This is a genomic window from Hyphomicrobium sulfonivorans (assembly GCF_013306565.1).
Classification (GTDB): domain Bacteria; phylum Pseudomonadota; class Alphaproteobacteria; order Rhizobiales; family Hyphomicrobiaceae; genus Hyphomicrobium_A; species Hyphomicrobium_A sulfonivorans.
Genome location: NZ_PZPO01000002.1, coordinates 283,385 through 299,321, shown reverse-complemented (window position 1 = coordinate 299,321; position 15,937 = coordinate 283,385). Strand labels below are relative to the sequence as shown.

Here is a 15,937-nt window from a genome sequence, read left to right as displayed (position 1 = left end):
AAAAGCGAAGCATGACGGCGAAGGATAAAGGCGATACGGCAGGTGACGAGCAGCGGGTAATCCGGCAGCTCGCCGAACTGTTGAATGAGACTGGTCTGAGTGAAATCGAGATCGAGAAAAGCGGGCTTAAAATCCGCGTCGCTCGCACTCTGAATGTCCAGTCAGTGGTCGCCGCTCCGGCTGCTGTCGCCGCCGCTCCCGCTGGCGCTGCTCCGGCCAAGGCTGCGTCGGCCGATCCGGCCAAGCATCCCGGCGTCGTAAAATCGCCGATGGTTGGCACGGCCTACCGTTCGCCGGAGCCGGGCGCTGCATCGTTCGTTGAGGTTGGCTCGCAGGTGACCCAGGGCGACACGCTCTTCATCATCGAAGCGATGAAGACCATGAACCAGATCCCCGCCCCCCACTCCGGCAAGGTGACCGCTGTTCTGATCGAAAATGGTCAACCCGTTGAGTTCGGCGAACCGCTCGTCATCATCGAATAAAGGGAGGCTGGCTGCGGGTGCCGGCCATCGCGGTGACGGGGAAACAGCTTCTTCTTTCTCCTCCCCCATCGCGCTGATCCTGCCCGCTGCCCTGACATCGCATGTTCGACAAAGTCCTGATTGCAAACCGAGGTGAGATTGCACTGCGCATCCAGCGCGCTTGCAAGGAACTCGGTATCGCCACCGTGGCCGTACATTCGACCGCCGATGCCGACGCCATGCATGTCCGTCTTGCCGACGAAAGCGTTTGCATCGGACCGCCGTCGGCCGCCGAGAGCTATCTGAACATCCCGCGCCTGCTGGCTGCCTGTGAAATCACCGGCGCCGACGCGGTGCATCCCGGCTATGGCTTCCTGTCGGAAAACGCCCGCTTCGCCGAGATCCTCGAAGAACACCAGATCACCTTTATCGGCCCCACCTCCGAACACATCCGGGTCATGGGTGACAAGATCGAGGCCAAGGAAACCGCCAAACGCCTCGGCATTCCGGTGGTGCCGGGTTCCGACGGCGCAGTTAGCACCGAAGCCGAGGCTATGAAGGTTGCCAAGAGCATGGGCTTCCCCGTGCTTATCAAGGCGTCCGCCGGTGGCGGTGGTCGCGGCATGAAGGTTGCCCATACCGCAGCCGATCTCGGTCTGGCGCTTTCGACCGCCCGCGCCGAAGCCAAGGCTGCCTTCGGCAACGATGCCGTTTATGTCGAGAAGTATCTGGGCAAGCCGCGCCACATCGAAGTGCAGGTGTTCGGCGATGGTCAGGGCAATGCCATCCATCTGGGCGAGCGCGATTGCTCGCTGCAGCGGCGCCATCAGAAGGTGCTGGAAGAGGCGCCTTCACCGGCGCTCAACGCCGCCGCGCGCGCCAAGATCGGCGAGACAGTTGCCGATGCCATGCGCAAGCTGAAGTATCGCGGCGCCGGCACGGTGGAGTTCCTGTACGAGGACGGCGAGTTCTACTTCATTGAAATGAACACGCGCCTGCAGGTGGAGCATCCGGTTACCGAGGCGATCACCGGTATCGATCTGGTGCTGGAGCAGATCCGCGTTGCCTCCGGCGCCAAGCTGTCGCTGACCCAGCAGGATGTCACGTTCTCGGGCCACGCCATCGAGTGCCGCATCAATGCGGAAAACCCGCGCACGTTCCGCCCCTCACCGGGCCAGATCACCTACTGGCATCCGCCCGGCGGCCTGGGCGTTCGTGTCGATTCCGGCGTCTATCAGGGCTATCGCATTCCGCCCTACTACGACAGCCTCATCGGCAAGCTGATCGTGCACGGCAAGACCCGCAACGAATGCCTGATGCGCCTGAAGCGTGCGCTGTCCGAATTCGTGATCGATGGCATCGAGACCACCATCCCGCTGTTCAACGATCTCATCCAGCAGCCGGACATTGCCAACGGCATGTACGACATCCACTGGCTGGAAAAATATCTCGCGCAAACGCCGTAATAAATTTCACCCATCGGGTGCGGCGAAGTCGGCAAGGGTTGTTTTCACGTCCGGCTGCTATACCTGATTAGGTACGGCAGATATGAGCCGTGAGACTTCATCTTCCGGACGTCATGGCCTCGCGCGACGACATTGCCATCGAAATCACACCGCAGGTGCTGCTGAAGGCATATACCTGCGGGATTTTTCCGATGGCCGAGAGCGCGGACGATCCGGCCTTGTTCTGGATCGAACCGCAGCATCGCGGCATCCTGCCGTTAAATCGCATCCATGTTCCCAAGCGTCTGGCGCGCACATTGCGCACCACGCACCTGAAGGTGAAGGTCGATACCGATATCGACCGTGTGATCGACGGCTGCGCGGGATCAAGGCCGGGCCGCCGATCCACCTGGATCAACGACCGCATCCGCACGCTTTATCGCGATCTGTTCAACCTTGGTCATTGCCACACCGTTGAGACCTGGGACGGCGACCGCCTCGTCGGCGGGTTGTATGGCGTCGCGTTGAACGGCGCCTTCTTCGGCGAAAGCATGTTCTCATTCGAGCGCGATGCTTCGAAGATCGCGCTTCTGCATCTGGCGGCGCGGCTGATACATGGGCGCTTTCGCCTGCTCGATACGCAGTTCGTAACCGACCATTTGCGCCAGTTCGGCACCGTCGAACTAAACCGTGAAGAGTTTCATCGCGCGCTTGAGCAGGCGCTCGATACCGACGCCGATTTCTTCGCCCTGCCGCTCGACGCACAGCCGCAGCAGGTGCTCGACATTCTGGATCAGGCGAACACAAAGAAAATGCGCTGACACCTTTGCAGCGTCAGCGCATCGATTATTGCAAAGCTGCCCTCGGAGGGGCGGCAGATCAGCCCGTAATGCGCTCAATCTGCGCACCGCAGCGCGACAGCTTCTGTTCCAGCTGCTCAAAGCCGCGATCAAGATGATAGACGCGATTGATCATCGTCTCGCCTTCAGCCATCAGCGCGGCAATAACCAGCGACACCGATGCGCGCAGATCCGTTGCCATTACAGGAGCGCCGGTAAGTCCCTTCACGCCCTTGATCGTGGCGATATCGCCGTGCAGCTGGATGTCGGCGCCAAGACGCGCCAGTTCCTGCACGTGCATGAAGCGGTTTTCGAAGATCGTTTCGCGGATCACGCTGGTGCCCTTGGCACGCGTCATCAGCGCCATGAACTGCGCCTGCAAATCGGTCGGGAAGCCAGGGAAAGGCTGCGTTTCAACCGATACCGGATCAATGCCATGGCCGTTGCGGACCACGCGGATACCGCTGTTGGTAGGCGTAATTTCGACGCCGGCCTCAGCCAGCGAATCGAGGGCCGTTTTCAGGAGTTCCGGCCGTGCGCCCTCAAGGGTTACGTCGCCGCCGGTGGCAGCAACCGCCATTGCGAACGTGCCGGTCTCGATGCGGTCAGCCAGCACCGAATGTACCGCGCCCTCAAGCTGGTTCGCGCCCTGAATGGTAAGCGTCGACGTGCCGATGCCGTCGATCTTGACGCCCATCTTCACGAGGCATTCCGCAACGTCACCGATTTCCGGTTCGCGCGCGGCGTTTTCAATCACCGTTTCGCCACGCGCCAGCGCAGCGGCCAGCAGCACGTTATGCGTGGCACCAACCGACACCTTCGGGAAGGTGACGCGGCCGCCGCGGAGTGAACCGCCCTTGGCCTTGGCGATGACGTAGCCGTTTTCGATTTCGATTTCGGCGCCCAGTTCCTTCAGGCCGGTGAGATGCAGATCGACCGGACGCGTGCCGATGGCGCAACCGCCCGGCAGCGAAACCTTGGCCTGACCGCAACGTGCGAGCAGCGGACCGAGCACCCAGAAGCTGGCACGCATACGGCTGACCATCTCGTACGGCGCCACCGTATCGACGATGTCGCGCGCGGAAAGATGGAACGTCTCACCGATGTGCTGCGCCGGGCCGGTACGCTTGCCGTCGACAGCCAGATCAACGCCGTGGTTGCGCAGAATGCGAGCCAGCAGATTGACGTCCGCAAGATTGGGAACGTTTTTAAGCGTCAGCCGATCCGGCGTGAGCAAGCTGGCAATCATCAACGGCAGCGCCGCGTTCTTGGCACCTGAAATCGGAATTGTGCCGTTGAGCTTCTGGCCACCGATGATCTTGATGCGATCCATGCGTCATCCCTCTGCTCCGGTCGTACCGGCAACGATTAAGATGTGATTAAGCGCTTCGGGACGCCCGCAGCAAGTGCGACCGAAATACCCCGTGTCTGTCCTGAAACAAGCAGCAGCGAACACTAGCCGGATTGGCTGTCATTAAAGTTAATCGCCTTCCTCTTTAAGGCAATTTTCCGGTGTAGCGTGCCGAGGGGATGGCTCGCGGGTGCTTCAGAAAGCCGCCGCGCTTGCGCCGCCATAATTGCCACAAAGCGATCAGGCTACGTCCCAGCATGCTCACATTCTCCCGTCTGAAATCTGGACGCATCGCGTTCCTGTTCGCCCTCATCGCAATGCCCGCAGTCCTGCAGGCCCAGCAGCCAGCGGCGCAGCCGCCGCCCGTGGCAGTGGACGCCAGCGTACCGGCTGCCATCGATGCAACCGTGCCTGATGCTGCGGCTCCGGAGGCAAAAGCGGGCGCGTCCGCGCCGGTTGCCGCTGAACCGCCGTCGGATCAAAACGCACCGGGCGCTGCTGCAGCCGCCGCCGCACCCGCTCCAGCGACGACCGACGAGGCAACGGAAGCGTCCGATCGCGCCATAGAGCGCATGAAGGCTCGCATCCAGGAACTCGAAGCACGCTCCGATGTGGCGCCCGATATTCGTGATCAGGCAATCGCACAATTGCGGAATGCGCTCGGCCAGCTTGAGGCAGCGTCAGCCAGCACGGCAGCATCGAAGCGTTTTCAGGATTCGGTGCAAAGGTCGGCCGAACGAATTGCTGAGGCCAAACAGCAATTGGAAGCCGCACAAAAGGACGCGGCCGACGCCGACTTCGAGAATCGCATCAGCAAACTTCCGCTGGCCGAAGCGCAGCAGGCTCTTGATGCTTCCAACGCTTCGGCGGCAACAATCAAAGCCGATCTCGATCAGCTTGAGGGCCGCCTGCGCGAGATGTCGACTCGCGCCACCGCCGCACGCGAGGAGCAGACAGCAGAGAGACAGGCTCTCGATGCACTGGAAGGTGGCGACGAGACAACGTCCAGTGATGCGCATCCCATTCTTGCTGACGCTCGCCGCGCTGCAATCGCGGCCGAACGCCGGGCAAGAGCGGCCAAGCTCAATACATTCGAGCAGGAGCTGATAAGTCTGCCTGCCCGCCAGGCTTCAGCGACCGCCCGGCGCGACCTGGCCGCGTTAAAGCTCGACAGGCTTACGAAGCGGATCCCCATTATCGAAGCACGCGTCAACGCGCTGCAGGCGGCGGATACGGCGCTGCGTCAGGCCGAGGCCGACCGCGATGCACGCAAGCTTGCCGCCAAGCATCCGGTGCTCGAAGCCTATGTCAAAGACACCGAGATTATTCGCCAGCGGGAAGCAGAGGCCGTGCGCCTGCTGGACCAGAGCAAGTCGCGTTTCAATGACATACAGGCAGAACTGGCGCGCGTGCGGGACAGCAAGGTCGCTGCGCAACAGGTGCTGGAAATCGGCAGCATCGGCGGAGAGTTCAGCGAACTGTTGCGGACGATGCGCAACCAATTGCCGGAAACGTCGCGCTTGCAGCGGCGCATAGCCGATCGCAATCAGGCAATCGTTGACGGTCGCCTCAAGCGACTGCAAGCGGAGGAAGCCCGCCGGGCTCTGACAGACACCGGAAACATGGCGGAGCGCATCCTCGGGCTGTATGCGCAGCGCCACGGGGAGACACCGCCGGCAGAAGTGCGCGAGTCATTGGAAAAGCTCGTCGATGCGCGCAGAGATCTGTACGTCCAGCTTCATGATACGCTGGTGACCCGCATTTCTCAGCTTGCGGAATCGAACGCCGCCGAGCGCGATCTGCTCAATCAGACAACTCAGCTTCGGGCGCTGCTGAACAGTCGCCTGCTCTGGTTGCCGACTTCCGGCACAATCGGCATCGGCTGGCTCGATCAGGTGCGCACCAGCTTCGGCTGGATTCTAAACGTCGAGGCATGGCAGGAAACCGCCAGTACCCTGCTCTCGCGCGCGGCGCAATTGCCGTTGCCGACAGCGCTGGTGCTGCTTGTTTTTAGTGCCCTTGTGCTGTTCACGCGGAAAATGACGCGGCGCCTCGCCACGATCGCCGACGCTGTACGCCGCTATTCTAGCGATAATTACATGCGCACGCCCGAGGCCATGGCGATTACAGCACTGCTTAGCGTGAAGACGCCGCTGCTGATCGGATACGCCGGATGGTTGCTGACGCTTCCACCACCGCCGCCCGCATCCGAGTTCTCCGCAGCGGTCGGGGCAGGCCTTCTCGCTGTCGCGTATCTGCTGCTGTTCCTGCGACTGATCCAGTTCATCAGCGCAGAGAACGGCCTGTTTTCAGCCCACTTCGGTTGGAGCGAACGTGCGCGCGCCGTGCTGCACCGGAACGTGATCTGGCTGAAATACACCATCACCCCCATCGCGCTCATTCTCGGGATGATCAACGTCAGCAGCGCCCAAAGCGTACGCGACGGGCTCGGCCGCTTCGCATTTCTGGCAGGTGCATTTGCCGTTGCGTTGTTCATCGCCCGCATCGCTGATCCGCGGCGCGGCGTTGTCGCCGAGCGGATTGGGACCGGCCATCCGCTGTGGGCGATGCGCATGATATGGTATCCATTGATTTCATCGGTGCCGCTTGCAATCGCCGGCATAGCGCTGCGGGGATACTACGACGGCGCCTCGCAGATCCGCGATGGATTGCTGCTTTCCGTTACACTCATCGCGGGCGCCTATCTGATCTATAGCGTGATCATGCGCCAAGTGCTGGTGGCGCGTCGCCAACTTGAGATCGCCCGCGCGCTGGAACGACGCGAACAGGCACGTGCTAAGGCAGCCGCACTGCAGGAAACGGAAGCAACGGGCGAGCTGCAGCCCGCGCCAGTCGTGGCCGAGCCGGAAGTTGACATCGCTTCCATCAGCGATCAGACGCGCCAGCTCGTACGCCTGACCGTATTTTTGCTACTCGGCACGACGCTGTATTTCTTCTGGCGAGAGGCATTGCCGTCGCTAGCGCTGCTCGATGTGCCGCTGTGGCAGCAGGTGATAACGGTAGATGGTGCGCCGCGCAGCATGCCCGTTACCGTTTCCAATGTGTTCGTGGCGCTGGCAATCGGCATCATCACCCTTATTGCTGCCCGCAACCTGCCTGGACTGCTGGAGATCACGGCTTTGCACCGCTTGCGGATCGAAGCCGGTACTCGATATGCAATCAGCGCCGTCAGCCGGTATCTGATCGCGATCGTCGGTTTGATATTCGCCTTCCGCAGCATCGGGTTCGATTGGAGTCAGGTGCAGTGGATCGTGGCCGCACTGGGTGTTGGCGTCGGCTTTGGTCTGCAGGAGATCGTCGCCAATTTCATCTCCGGTTTGATCATCCTGTTTGAACGCCCCGTCCGCGTCGGCGATACGGTGACGATCGGCAATCTCACCGGCACGGTTTCGCGCATCCACATACGCGCGACTTCCATGACCGATGGCGAAAACCGCGAAATTATCATTCCGAACAAATCGCTGATTACCGAGAAGGTCATCAACTGGACATTGACCGACAGCATCACACGCGTGACGCTTAAAATCGGCATCGCCTATGGCACGGACACACTGCGTGCGCAGCTCTTGATCCTCGACGCCGTGAAAGCAACGCCGCAGGTGCTCGATTCACCTGCACCCAGCGTGTTCTTCATTGGCTTCGGTTCAAAAGGCCTCGAATTCGAGGTTCGCGCTTTTGTTTTGCAGCTGGCGCACCGCTCAGCCGTCATCAACGATTTGCACGTTTCGATTGAGCGCGCATTGCGTGAAAAGGAAATCGCCATGTCATGAGCTGCCAACGTCATGACGGCAATCACCGACGAACCTGATGTTGGCACACGCTACAGCATGCACTTCGGCGCTGATCACTTCACCGTTGCGTCAGGCCTGAAAAATCGCCTGCTCCGCTAGACCAGATTTCCGATGGCCGGCCCGCCGTGCCATCGGGAAATCATCGCCCGATATCGCATTGTGGATTCCGCAAACGCGCTAGTCGGAATCGACACGCACATTGAAGCGCGCCATTTCTTCCTGCATGGCAATGCGCGCCCGCTCCTCGACGCGCCGGTAAGCGGCGGCGACCTCCATCCCATACTCGGTCAGCTTCGCACCGCCACCGTGGGAACCACCCGGCGACGCCTTCACCAGCAGGTCCGGGAACATGCGATTCAGCGCGTCAACCAACAGCCAGGCGCGGCGATAGGACATGCCAAGTTCGCGTCCCGCTGCGGAGATTGATCCCGTCCGGCCAATCGCTTCAAGCAGTTCGACCTTACCCGGCCCCAGCACCATCTCATCGCCGATGCGGATGCGCACGCGCGGAAACGCATGCTCTCGCCGGCGACGCTTGGGCGCCGGCGCTTTGTCGGCGCCACCGGCAGTTGCCGCAGGATGTGCTTTGGCTGCAGTCTTCGCAGCAGCCTTAGCTGCGCCTTTGCGCGCAGGTTTCTGCTCAGCCAAAGAACTCTCCTTGCTCGCCAGTAAGGGCGCCCGACAATATCGGCCAATCTAATTCGAGTTATCTCGTAGTAGTGAAAAATATCGTTGCCAAATTATCTGGGCATAATGCGGCGTCCCATCGGTCTGAAACTGAAGGTTGGGATGCAAGCTGCCGCAGTGATCAAAGCGTTGGATGTCATGGGTGCAGTTGAATGAGGCGCATGTCCTGCATCGGCTTGAATGGGCGCACTGAACTCGCGCACCGTCAAATGCTATAGAGCGGCCTAGTCCTCATCCGTCTTGGCATCGGCCGATGGGCGCATATCGGCCGCCTTGGAGCGTGCCCGCGCCTGATCCTTGCGTCGCTTCAGATTGGCGCGCAGTTCCGCCGCCAGGCGTTCAGCGCGCACATCTGCCGCGCTGCGGTTGATACGGCCGGAGTTATTGTCGCCCATCACGCACCCGATTGCCTGCCAGATCCTGAGCAGCTTCCAGACCATGATCGCTTCGGGCCTATCGCTGCCCGCACGTCACGAAGCAAAGCCGCGATCACTACTTTTCCTGAGGCATCAGCACCCACAGCAGAATGTAGATCAACAGACCGGGGAAGGCCGCCGAGAGCACGGTCAGAACGAGATAACCAAGCCGAACCAGCGTTGGATCCCAACCCAGCCATTTCGCCAGACCACCGCACACACCGGCAATCATCTTGCCCTGCCGCACGCGCGTCAGCGGTCGGCGCATTGGATCATCTATCGACATTCACACTCCATCACCATCGTTGAGCGGCAGCGGCGGCCACCAAGCGGCGCCGCTGCTACCCATTTAGCGTACACCAACGATCATGGCGACAGGCTGTTGATGTAGGCGATGATGGTGTCGACCTCGGCCTCGGAAAGCTCAAACTTGGGCATTTCGTCATGCGGCCGGGCAATTCCCCGCGACAACGGCTCGCGCAGCGCCAGGATGGGGTGGCGGCCGGCCATATCGATCCAGCGCGGCGCACGGGGGTTCGGGCTTTCACCGGTACGTCCGATCGCATGGCACCAGGCGCAGTTTTTCTGCGCCAGCTCCTTGCCGTGGGCAACGAGAGCCTTGCTGCGTTCCGCAACCTGAGCGTCAGCGCCGCCCAGCCGCTTTAATCCCTTCGCCGCGCCGGTCAATGCCGGATCAAGCGCTAACGCTCGCTCCAGATCTGCCGTCGCTGCCAGCTTGTCACCCTGCGATTCATAAACATAACCGCGATTCGCATACGCCTGCGCGAACGACGGATTGAGCCGGATCGCGGCCGAATAGTCAGCGATCGCGCTGGCGTTGTCGCCCTTCTTGCGATGGGCCAGACCCCGATTGTTATAGGCTGACGCGTTATCCTTCTGCTTGCCGATGGCGGCGGTGAAATCCGCAATCGCCTCGTCAGCGTTGCCCTGCAAAAGCCATGCATAGCCACGCGCGACGTGGAGCCCGCCGGTGGCGCCTTCAAAGCGCATGGCGTCCGTCAGATCGGAGATGGCGGCGGCATGTTCGCCCATCGCCAGGCGCGCTTCGGCACGTCCGATCAACGCCGCGCCAGAGTTCGGCTGCAACCGCAGCGCTTCGGTGTAATCCGCTTCAGCCTGCCTGTAGGCACCACGTGCGTCGTGCGCGGAACCGCGCCGGCGCAAAGCCTCGATGCGATCCGGCGTCGATGTGGCGGGTGATGCTATCATCTTGCTGCATGCTGTAATCCGGGCATCAGGTGATCCGCTCTTGCGGCAGTCGGCCATTCCCGCAGCATGCGCGGCGCCCGCGATCAGCAGCGCGACACTTGCGGATACGGCCCCCAGCGCCAGCTTCCGCACGCGATCTGAGCGGATGGTTTGAAAAGAATCGGTCATGGCATCCCCGTTTGGCTGACTTGGAACAGTAGCGCCGTTGCGCATCTCCTCTTTGCGCCACGTCAAAGAGACAACTGTTCGCACGCTCAAAATACAAACGGGCAGCAACGGGTTTGCCCGCTGCCGCCCGATCATGAATACGCAAGTTGCCGAAAAGCGTTATTTCTTTGCGGTTGTCTCCGCCATCACGCCCTTGCATGGCCGCGCCAGAATTTCGCAGCGATACATCACCTGCCCCATCGTTTCGCCGATTGAAACGCGGCCGCAGCGGGAAACGAAATCGTGCGCGTTGGTCATGTCGAGATAGGATTCGCCGTAATCATAGCGCACGCGCTCCATCCAGTCCTTCTTGGCTGCATCAAGCGCGCCCTCGGTGCCGATCCATTGCGTCCCAAGACCGCGCACCTTTTCAGCGCACTGCAAATCCGCGCGCGCAACGTTCTCGCCCTCACGGCGCACATAAGCCATCACACGTGTCGCGTCGTTTGTTGTTTTGGCTGCAGCCGACGACGCTACGCTGGTTGTCTTCGCCTTCGCTTTCTTGCGATAGCGCTTCGCGTGCTTCACCTGAGCCTTCTGGCGGGCGGTCGGCGCACCGCTGCCCATGCTCCAGTCCCAGTATTCGGTGGCGTGAACCGGCGCGTTGTATGCCGGGATGGCAATGGCGGCGGCTAAAACAAGCAGGGTCGGTTTCATCATCGACATCATCCCCCCAATGCGACGTGCCCCCGTGCGACATGCAAGAGCACATTCGTGCGTTCGGTATCGCGCCTTGGACGCATCGAACACGTACGAGAGACTTCGACAGACTGAGATGGCGCATGCGGCCGAACTATGCCGCCGGATAGCTGCGTGAAAGCGCGCAGAATCGTTGCATCAACCTTAGCTGAAACGGCGCGCCGCAAATGGGCCGATGCAGCAATATCCACAATGACGGACGTTCAGTGTGCCGGGCGTCATTTCACATCGCGATTGAGGCGCCACATTTCTTCCTGCACACGGATGTCCGCCAGCACGCGATCAAGCAGCAGGCATGTGCGCTTGAAGAGGTCTGAGCCGCGACGGTAATCGGCAGGCGCAAAGAAATCGCAGCGCTTGGCCTTGAACAGATCAACGCATTTCTTGCGCGCCTTACCCGGCCGGTGCACGGCGATGGCGTAGCCGCCGTTCTTGCGCATCACCGCCATCGACGGCACATCCGTATCGCCGTCGCCGAAATAGATCATGTTCGAGAACGGAATCGGTCGCTTGCTCTCGTCCATGTGCTCGTTGATGCCCTGGCCGAGATCCTCGATGCCCTTGTTGATGCGGAACAGATACTGCGTTTTGCCGGTGTCGGTGATGACGCGCTTAGGGTACGGCAAATCGTAAGCGTCGAACCAGTATTCCGACGCGAAAACATTGTGAAAACGCTTGTAGATGCTGGTGCCTTCGATGATCTCGGTAAGGCCGGCCGACACGATATAATGGCGTAGTGAAACGCCATGCGTCTCGGACTTCAGCTTGATGTAGTTGTTGATCTCTTCGAACCATTCTTCGACGCCGGGGAACAGCTCAACCTTCTTGCCCTGCGCGACAAGATCCTCTCGGTCGATGCGGATGCCTTTTTCCTTCGCCTTGCGATACATCAACCGCATGTATGAGATGAGACCGTCGGCACCTTCCTGTCGCGCAATCTCATTGGATTCCCGCCAGAATTCTTCCGGATCGATTCCGATCTGCGGCAGGAACGCATAGTCCTGCATCGGCCGCGGTGACAGCGTGCCGTCGAAATCATAGACGAGCGCGATGGTTTTCTTCTCGAACGTCGCGCGCGCTGATTCACGCGGCTTTACATCAGCCTCGGATGTCATTGTGTCTTCGATGTCCGCCACGTCGTCAGCCATTGCCGCTCACTCCGGCTTGGCGCGCCAGCCCCAGAGAACCCGCACGCAACGGGCTGCAGCCATGGGCGCGCCGCCGATGACTTGCATCGGCGACCATCGCGTGATTCGGGCGGCGAATTAAAGACGGTGGCGGAAAAACGGGGCAGCAGCGCGGATTTTGCGTTGCGCATCGGCGCGAACTTGCCCCGCTCCGTTGTTGCTTAGTGCTTGCAGCCGCAGCCTTCGCCGTGAGCGTGCTCATGTTTGTGACCATGGTCGTGCGAGTGGTCGTGTCCGCCGCAGCAGCCGCCCTCGTGACCGTGATCGTGACTGTGCCCGTGGTCATGGTCGTGATGACCACCACAGCACCCGCCATCATGGTCGTGGTGATGCTCGTTCGGATCAACCAGCGCCGCATGCAGCTTTTGTTCAATCGCCACGGCCTGCTCGCGCGGGGCATCGCGATCTTCGATGCACAGCGCCATGATCTCAGCGCCGAGGCGCACGTCATCCACCGCGCCCAGATAATGGCGGCGCAGACGGCCCTGGCGGTCGAACACCAGAACGGTGGGCGTGCCCTGCATGCCGTAGGCTTCCATGGTCTGCGGCAAACCATCAGCGGAGTGAGCATCGACTGCAACAGGGATGTCGATGTGTTCTGTCTTCAGGAACTCCGCCAGATGTTCCGGCGCCATATCCTTGTGGTTCTCAAACACCATGTGCAGGCCGACGACCGCCACCTCTTCCGGCGTAAAGGCGCGCGCAATGCGCGTGGCCTGCGGCAGCGCGTGGCGCAGCGATCCGGCGCACTGCATCTGGAATGCAACCAGCACCACCACTTTGCCCTTAAGCGCCTTCAGGGAAAGCGGCTCCGTGTTGAACCACTGCGAAACGACCAGCTCAGGCGGCTGCTCGGGATTGAATTGCTGGGAGGCCATGGGCAGGCTTTCTCGATTTGGGTGTTGGGCGCGGATAGGCCGTCAGATGGGCGGCCGGGTGCAGTATTAAAGTGCAGTGCATATTGGGGCTCGGCATACCGTACGCAACTGACGCACTCAAGCGACAGCCTCGCGCGGAAGCCGTAAACGGATATTCAACGGCAGCGGGAATCCGGATCTGCCTGCGCAGGCAGTGGGCGGGTGCAGGCGTATTCCTCGCTAAGCTGGCATTCAGGGTCGAGCTTTTCACGCCCAGCCGCATAAATGGAGAAATGCAACGGGCAGCCGCGCATGACGTTGAAGGTTTCGATGCAGCCCAGCCGCTGCGGCTTGCTGGTTTTGCGCGCGGCCAACGCTTCATCGAGATCGGGCTGCCAGCGGTCGTCCACCAGCGCGATGGCGTTATCGCCGGCCGCCATCCAGTCCGCCACCGCCGGGATGTTGGAATAGGCGGTGCGGCCGAATGCGAAGGTGGCCGATGGTTCGCGGAAACCGATCACCCCAACCGGGCCAGAGACGCAGCGGCGCAACGGGGCGAGCGCTTCCTCCATGCGTTGCGCGGGCCAGCCAATTTCCATGTGCGGCATCACGAGCGCGAATGTGGAGGGGATGAACAGCGCAAAGCCACTAACCGCTGCAGCAAACCAGGCAGTGGCGTAGTTGCGCAGGATTGCGGCGGCGGAAAGCGTCAGCATCGCGGCAACGACCGCAATGACCAGTGCAATCGTCCAGTCGAAGACAGCACCGGCGAGCCACAGACCGCCGATGTAAATGCCTGACAATCCGATTGCGACCAGCCACCACGGCATGCGCAGGGTTTGCGGCGGCACGATCAGCCCCTGGCCGGTATTCGCCTGCGCCTGCGATGGTGAGCGCGTCGGATCGATGACAAGCGCAATCGCCAATGCAATGGCCGGGAAAATTGCCTGCACGGTGTACAGCGCGGGCTTCGATGCAATCAGCTCCAGATAGAGCCAGTAGCCGACGATCCATGCGAACAGGAAGCGCTCGACGGCAAGACTGCGCGTCTGCCAAAGGTTGCGAAGCGCTGGAAAAAGGAAGATCGCGGCCGGCAATGTACCCAGCAAAATGGCCAGCGTGAACGTGAGCGGCGCGGCGTGCCACTTCATGTTCTGCGCACCGCCAAGGGCACGGATGAACTTGTCCCAGGACATGCCGGCGAAGGGAACGCCGCCATCGAAATGGGCGCGGATCAGAAGCCACGGCGCCGCAATAGCGCACATCAGCAGCACGCCGATGAGGGGACGCAGGCGCCGCAACCAGTCAAGCCTGCGGTCAAACACATAGAGCAGCACGACGGTGACCAGCGACAGGATCGGCACCGCCAGCGCGTTGAGCAGGATGCTGACACCCTGCGCAACCCAGAACCCCATCGCCAGCCACAACTCGTGCCGGTTTTCCTGCGGCTCGCTTGCGTAGATCCGCATCAGGCAAAGCTGCGTGATGACGATGGTCAGCAGCAGCGGCCCTTCCGGTATCGCTAACGTCGCCTGCAGCGCGACGATCGGCGAAACGGCAAACAGCGCGGCGGCGATAATGGCGCGACGCGGCCCTATCAACGGCCGACTCAGCCACCACAACGCGACGACCGCGAGGACACCGCCAAGCAGTGACGGCAGACGGTAGGTGATGACGTCGTCCCAGCTCCATTCGCCGAGCAGTTTGCCGGCCGCGATCTGAAACCAGTAAATGCCGATGGGGCGGAATTGAAAATGCTCGCCGTCGAAGCTGGCGTCGATAGCAGTGTCCTGCGCCAGCATCTTCTGGGATGTCAGGGTGTAGATCACCTCGGTGCGATCTACGGGCGAAAGCATGATGACGCCGGGCAGGTAGACAAACAGCGCCAGCGCGCCGAGCACCAGCGCCGCAAGCCCCGGCCTCAACGCCAGAAAATCGAGCAGGCGAACCGTATCACGCTCAAGGCGCTGCAGGACTGAAACCGATGTGCTCATGAGCGGTCAGGCAACCGAACCGGTGGACTGCCTGTTAAGCGCAAGCTTTAGCCCACAATGCTGGGAAATCCGCCAGGACGCGCCGTGCGGGGTTGACACTGATACCGCACTTAAGCGATTGCGCAAGCGGTGGAATTTCCGGCGGAGGGCGCGGCACGATGGCAACTGATGCGAACAGAGCGGCGCTCAAGGCGCAACTCATTGAAATTATTAAGCGTCGCTCGTTTCAGTCGGGGCGCGAGATCAAATTGGCCTCGGGCAAGATCTCAACCTACTATTTCAATTTGAAGCCAACGATGCTGGACGCCGAAGGCGCGCACCTGATCGCCACCCTGATCCTGGACTCGATCGCGGAGCTGAAGCCGGATTTCGTCGGTGGCCTGGAGATGGGCGCAGTACCCATCGCTGCGGCGGTAACAGCCGTCAGCCACACCACGGAACAGCCGGTCGGGGCGTTCTTCGTCCGCAAGCAGGCCAAGGACCATGGTACCCAGAGCCTGATTGAAGGGCTGCCCGCCGGCGAGACGCTGAAGGGCAAGCGCGTGGTGATCGTGGAAGACGTAACCACCACCGGCGGTTCGGCGGTGAAAGCCGCGCAAAACGTGCGCGATGAGGGAGCCGATGTCGTCGGCGTCGTGACGATCGTCGATCGACTGGACGGCGCGGGCGCGGCATTTGCAGCCGCTGGCCTCACGCTCACGGCCATCCTGACGCTGGATGATTTCCGGAACTGATCCGGTGCGGAGCAAGAA

The 15,937-nt window shown here is 61.3% G+C and carries 14 protein-coding genes; 5 read left to right on the top strand and 9 right to left on the bottom strand.

Annotated features, from left to right (window positions below; translation table 11 throughout):
* Positions 1-11: 11 nt before the first annotated feature.
* The 3 genes from accB to aat all read left to right on the top strand — a co-directional run bounded on the left by accB (position 12) and on the right by aat (position 2,727).
* Positions 12-482, top strand: a complete 471-nt coding sequence (gene accB, locus C6Y62_RS06480; protein WP_173953256.1) for an acetyl-CoA carboxylase biotin carboxyl carrier protein — start codon at positions 12-14, stop codon at positions 480-482.
* Between the two features lie 101 nt (positions 483-583).
* On the top strand, positions 584-1,927 hold the full coding sequence (gene accC, locus C6Y62_RS06475; protein WP_173953255.1) for an acetyl-CoA carboxylase biotin carboxylase subunit: 1,344 nt from the start codon (positions 584-586) through the stop codon (positions 1,925-1,927).
* Between the two features lie 113 nt (positions 1,928-2,040).
* A complete protein-coding gene (gene aat / locus C6Y62_RS06470) occupies positions 2,041-2,727 on the top strand; it encodes a leucyl/phenylalanyl-tRNA--protein transferase (RefSeq protein ID WP_068460073.1) in 687 nt (228 codons plus the stop codon).
* Between the two features lie 58 nt (positions 2,728-2,785).
* Here the strand turns inward: aat and murA are convergent, their stop codons facing one another.
* Positions 2,786-4,078 carry a UDP-N-acetylglucosamine 1-carboxyvinyltransferase gene (murA, locus tag C6Y62_RS06465; RefSeq protein ID WP_068460075.1) on the bottom strand — a complete coding sequence of 431 codons (1,293 nt, stop codon included), beginning with the start codon at positions 4,076-4,078 and terminating at the stop codon, positions 2,786-2,788.
* Between the two features lie 275 nt (positions 4,079-4,353).
* On the opposite strand from murA, the gene C6Y62_RS06460 reads away from it, so the two are divergent.
* Complete coding sequence (locus C6Y62_RS06460; protein ID WP_173953254.1) at positions 4,354-7,887, top strand: mechanosensitive ion channel domain-containing protein; 3,534 nt, start codon at positions 4,354-4,356, stop codon at positions 7,885-7,887.
* A gap of 198 nt (positions 7,888-8,085) precedes the next feature.
* On the opposite strand, the gene C6Y62_RS16715 is transcribed toward C6Y62_RS06460, so the two are convergent.
* The 8 genes from C6Y62_RS16715 to C6Y62_RS06420 all read right to left on the bottom strand — a co-directional run bounded on the left by C6Y62_RS16715 (position 8,086) and on the right by C6Y62_RS06420 (position 15,185).
* A complete protein-coding gene (locus C6Y62_RS16715; protein WP_335338972.1) occupies positions 8,086-8,556 on the bottom strand; it encodes a winged helix-turn-helix domain-containing protein in 471 nt (156 codons plus the stop codon).
* Between the two features lie 263 nt (positions 8,557-8,819).
* Positions 8,820-9,035, bottom strand: a complete 216-nt coding sequence (locus C6Y62_RS06450) for a hypothetical protein (RefSeq protein ID WP_173953091.1) — start codon at positions 9,033-9,035, stop codon at positions 8,820-8,822.
* Positions 9,036-9,087: 52 nt separating this feature from the next.
* Complete coding sequence (locus C6Y62_RS06445; RefSeq protein ID WP_198151038.1) at positions 9,088-9,297, bottom strand: PspC domain-containing protein; 210 nt, start codon at positions 9,295-9,297, stop codon at positions 9,088-9,090.
* 80 nt (positions 9,298-9,377) lie between these two features.
* Positions 9,378-10,409, bottom strand: a complete 1,032-nt coding sequence (locus C6Y62_RS06440) for a tetratricopeptide repeat protein (RefSeq protein ID WP_173953253.1) — start codon at positions 10,407-10,409, stop codon at positions 9,378-9,380.
* 159 nt (positions 10,410-10,568) lie between these two features.
* Positions 10,569-11,108, bottom strand: a complete 540-nt coding sequence (locus tag C6Y62_RS06435) for a hypothetical protein (RefSeq protein WP_173953252.1) — start codon at positions 11,106-11,108, stop codon at positions 10,569-10,571.
* A gap of 257 nt (positions 11,109-11,365) precedes the next feature.
* Entirely contained in the window at positions 11,366-12,295 is a 930-nt protein-coding gene (locus C6Y62_RS06430) for an HAD family hydrolase (RefSeq protein ID WP_083509473.1), read from the bottom strand.
* 200 nt (positions 12,296-12,495) lie between these two features.
* A complete protein-coding gene (locus C6Y62_RS06425) occupies positions 12,496-13,212 on the bottom strand; it encodes a TlpA disulfide reductase family protein (RefSeq protein ID WP_173953251.1) in 717 nt (238 codons plus the stop codon).
* 155 nt (positions 13,213-13,367) lie between these two features.
* Positions 13,368-15,185, bottom strand: coding sequence for an ArnT family glycosyltransferase (locus C6Y62_RS06420; RefSeq protein ID WP_173953250.1), 1,818 nt, complete (start codon positions 15,183-15,185; stop codon positions 13,368-13,370).
* A gap of 158 nt (positions 15,186-15,343) precedes the next feature.
* On the opposite strand from C6Y62_RS06420, the gene pyrE reads away from it, so the two are divergent.
* Positions 15,344-15,919, top strand: a complete 576-nt coding sequence (pyrE, locus tag C6Y62_RS06415; RefSeq protein WP_173953249.1) for an orotate phosphoribosyltransferase — start codon at positions 15,344-15,346, stop codon at positions 15,917-15,919.
* Positions 15,920-15,937 lie beyond the last annotated feature (18 nt).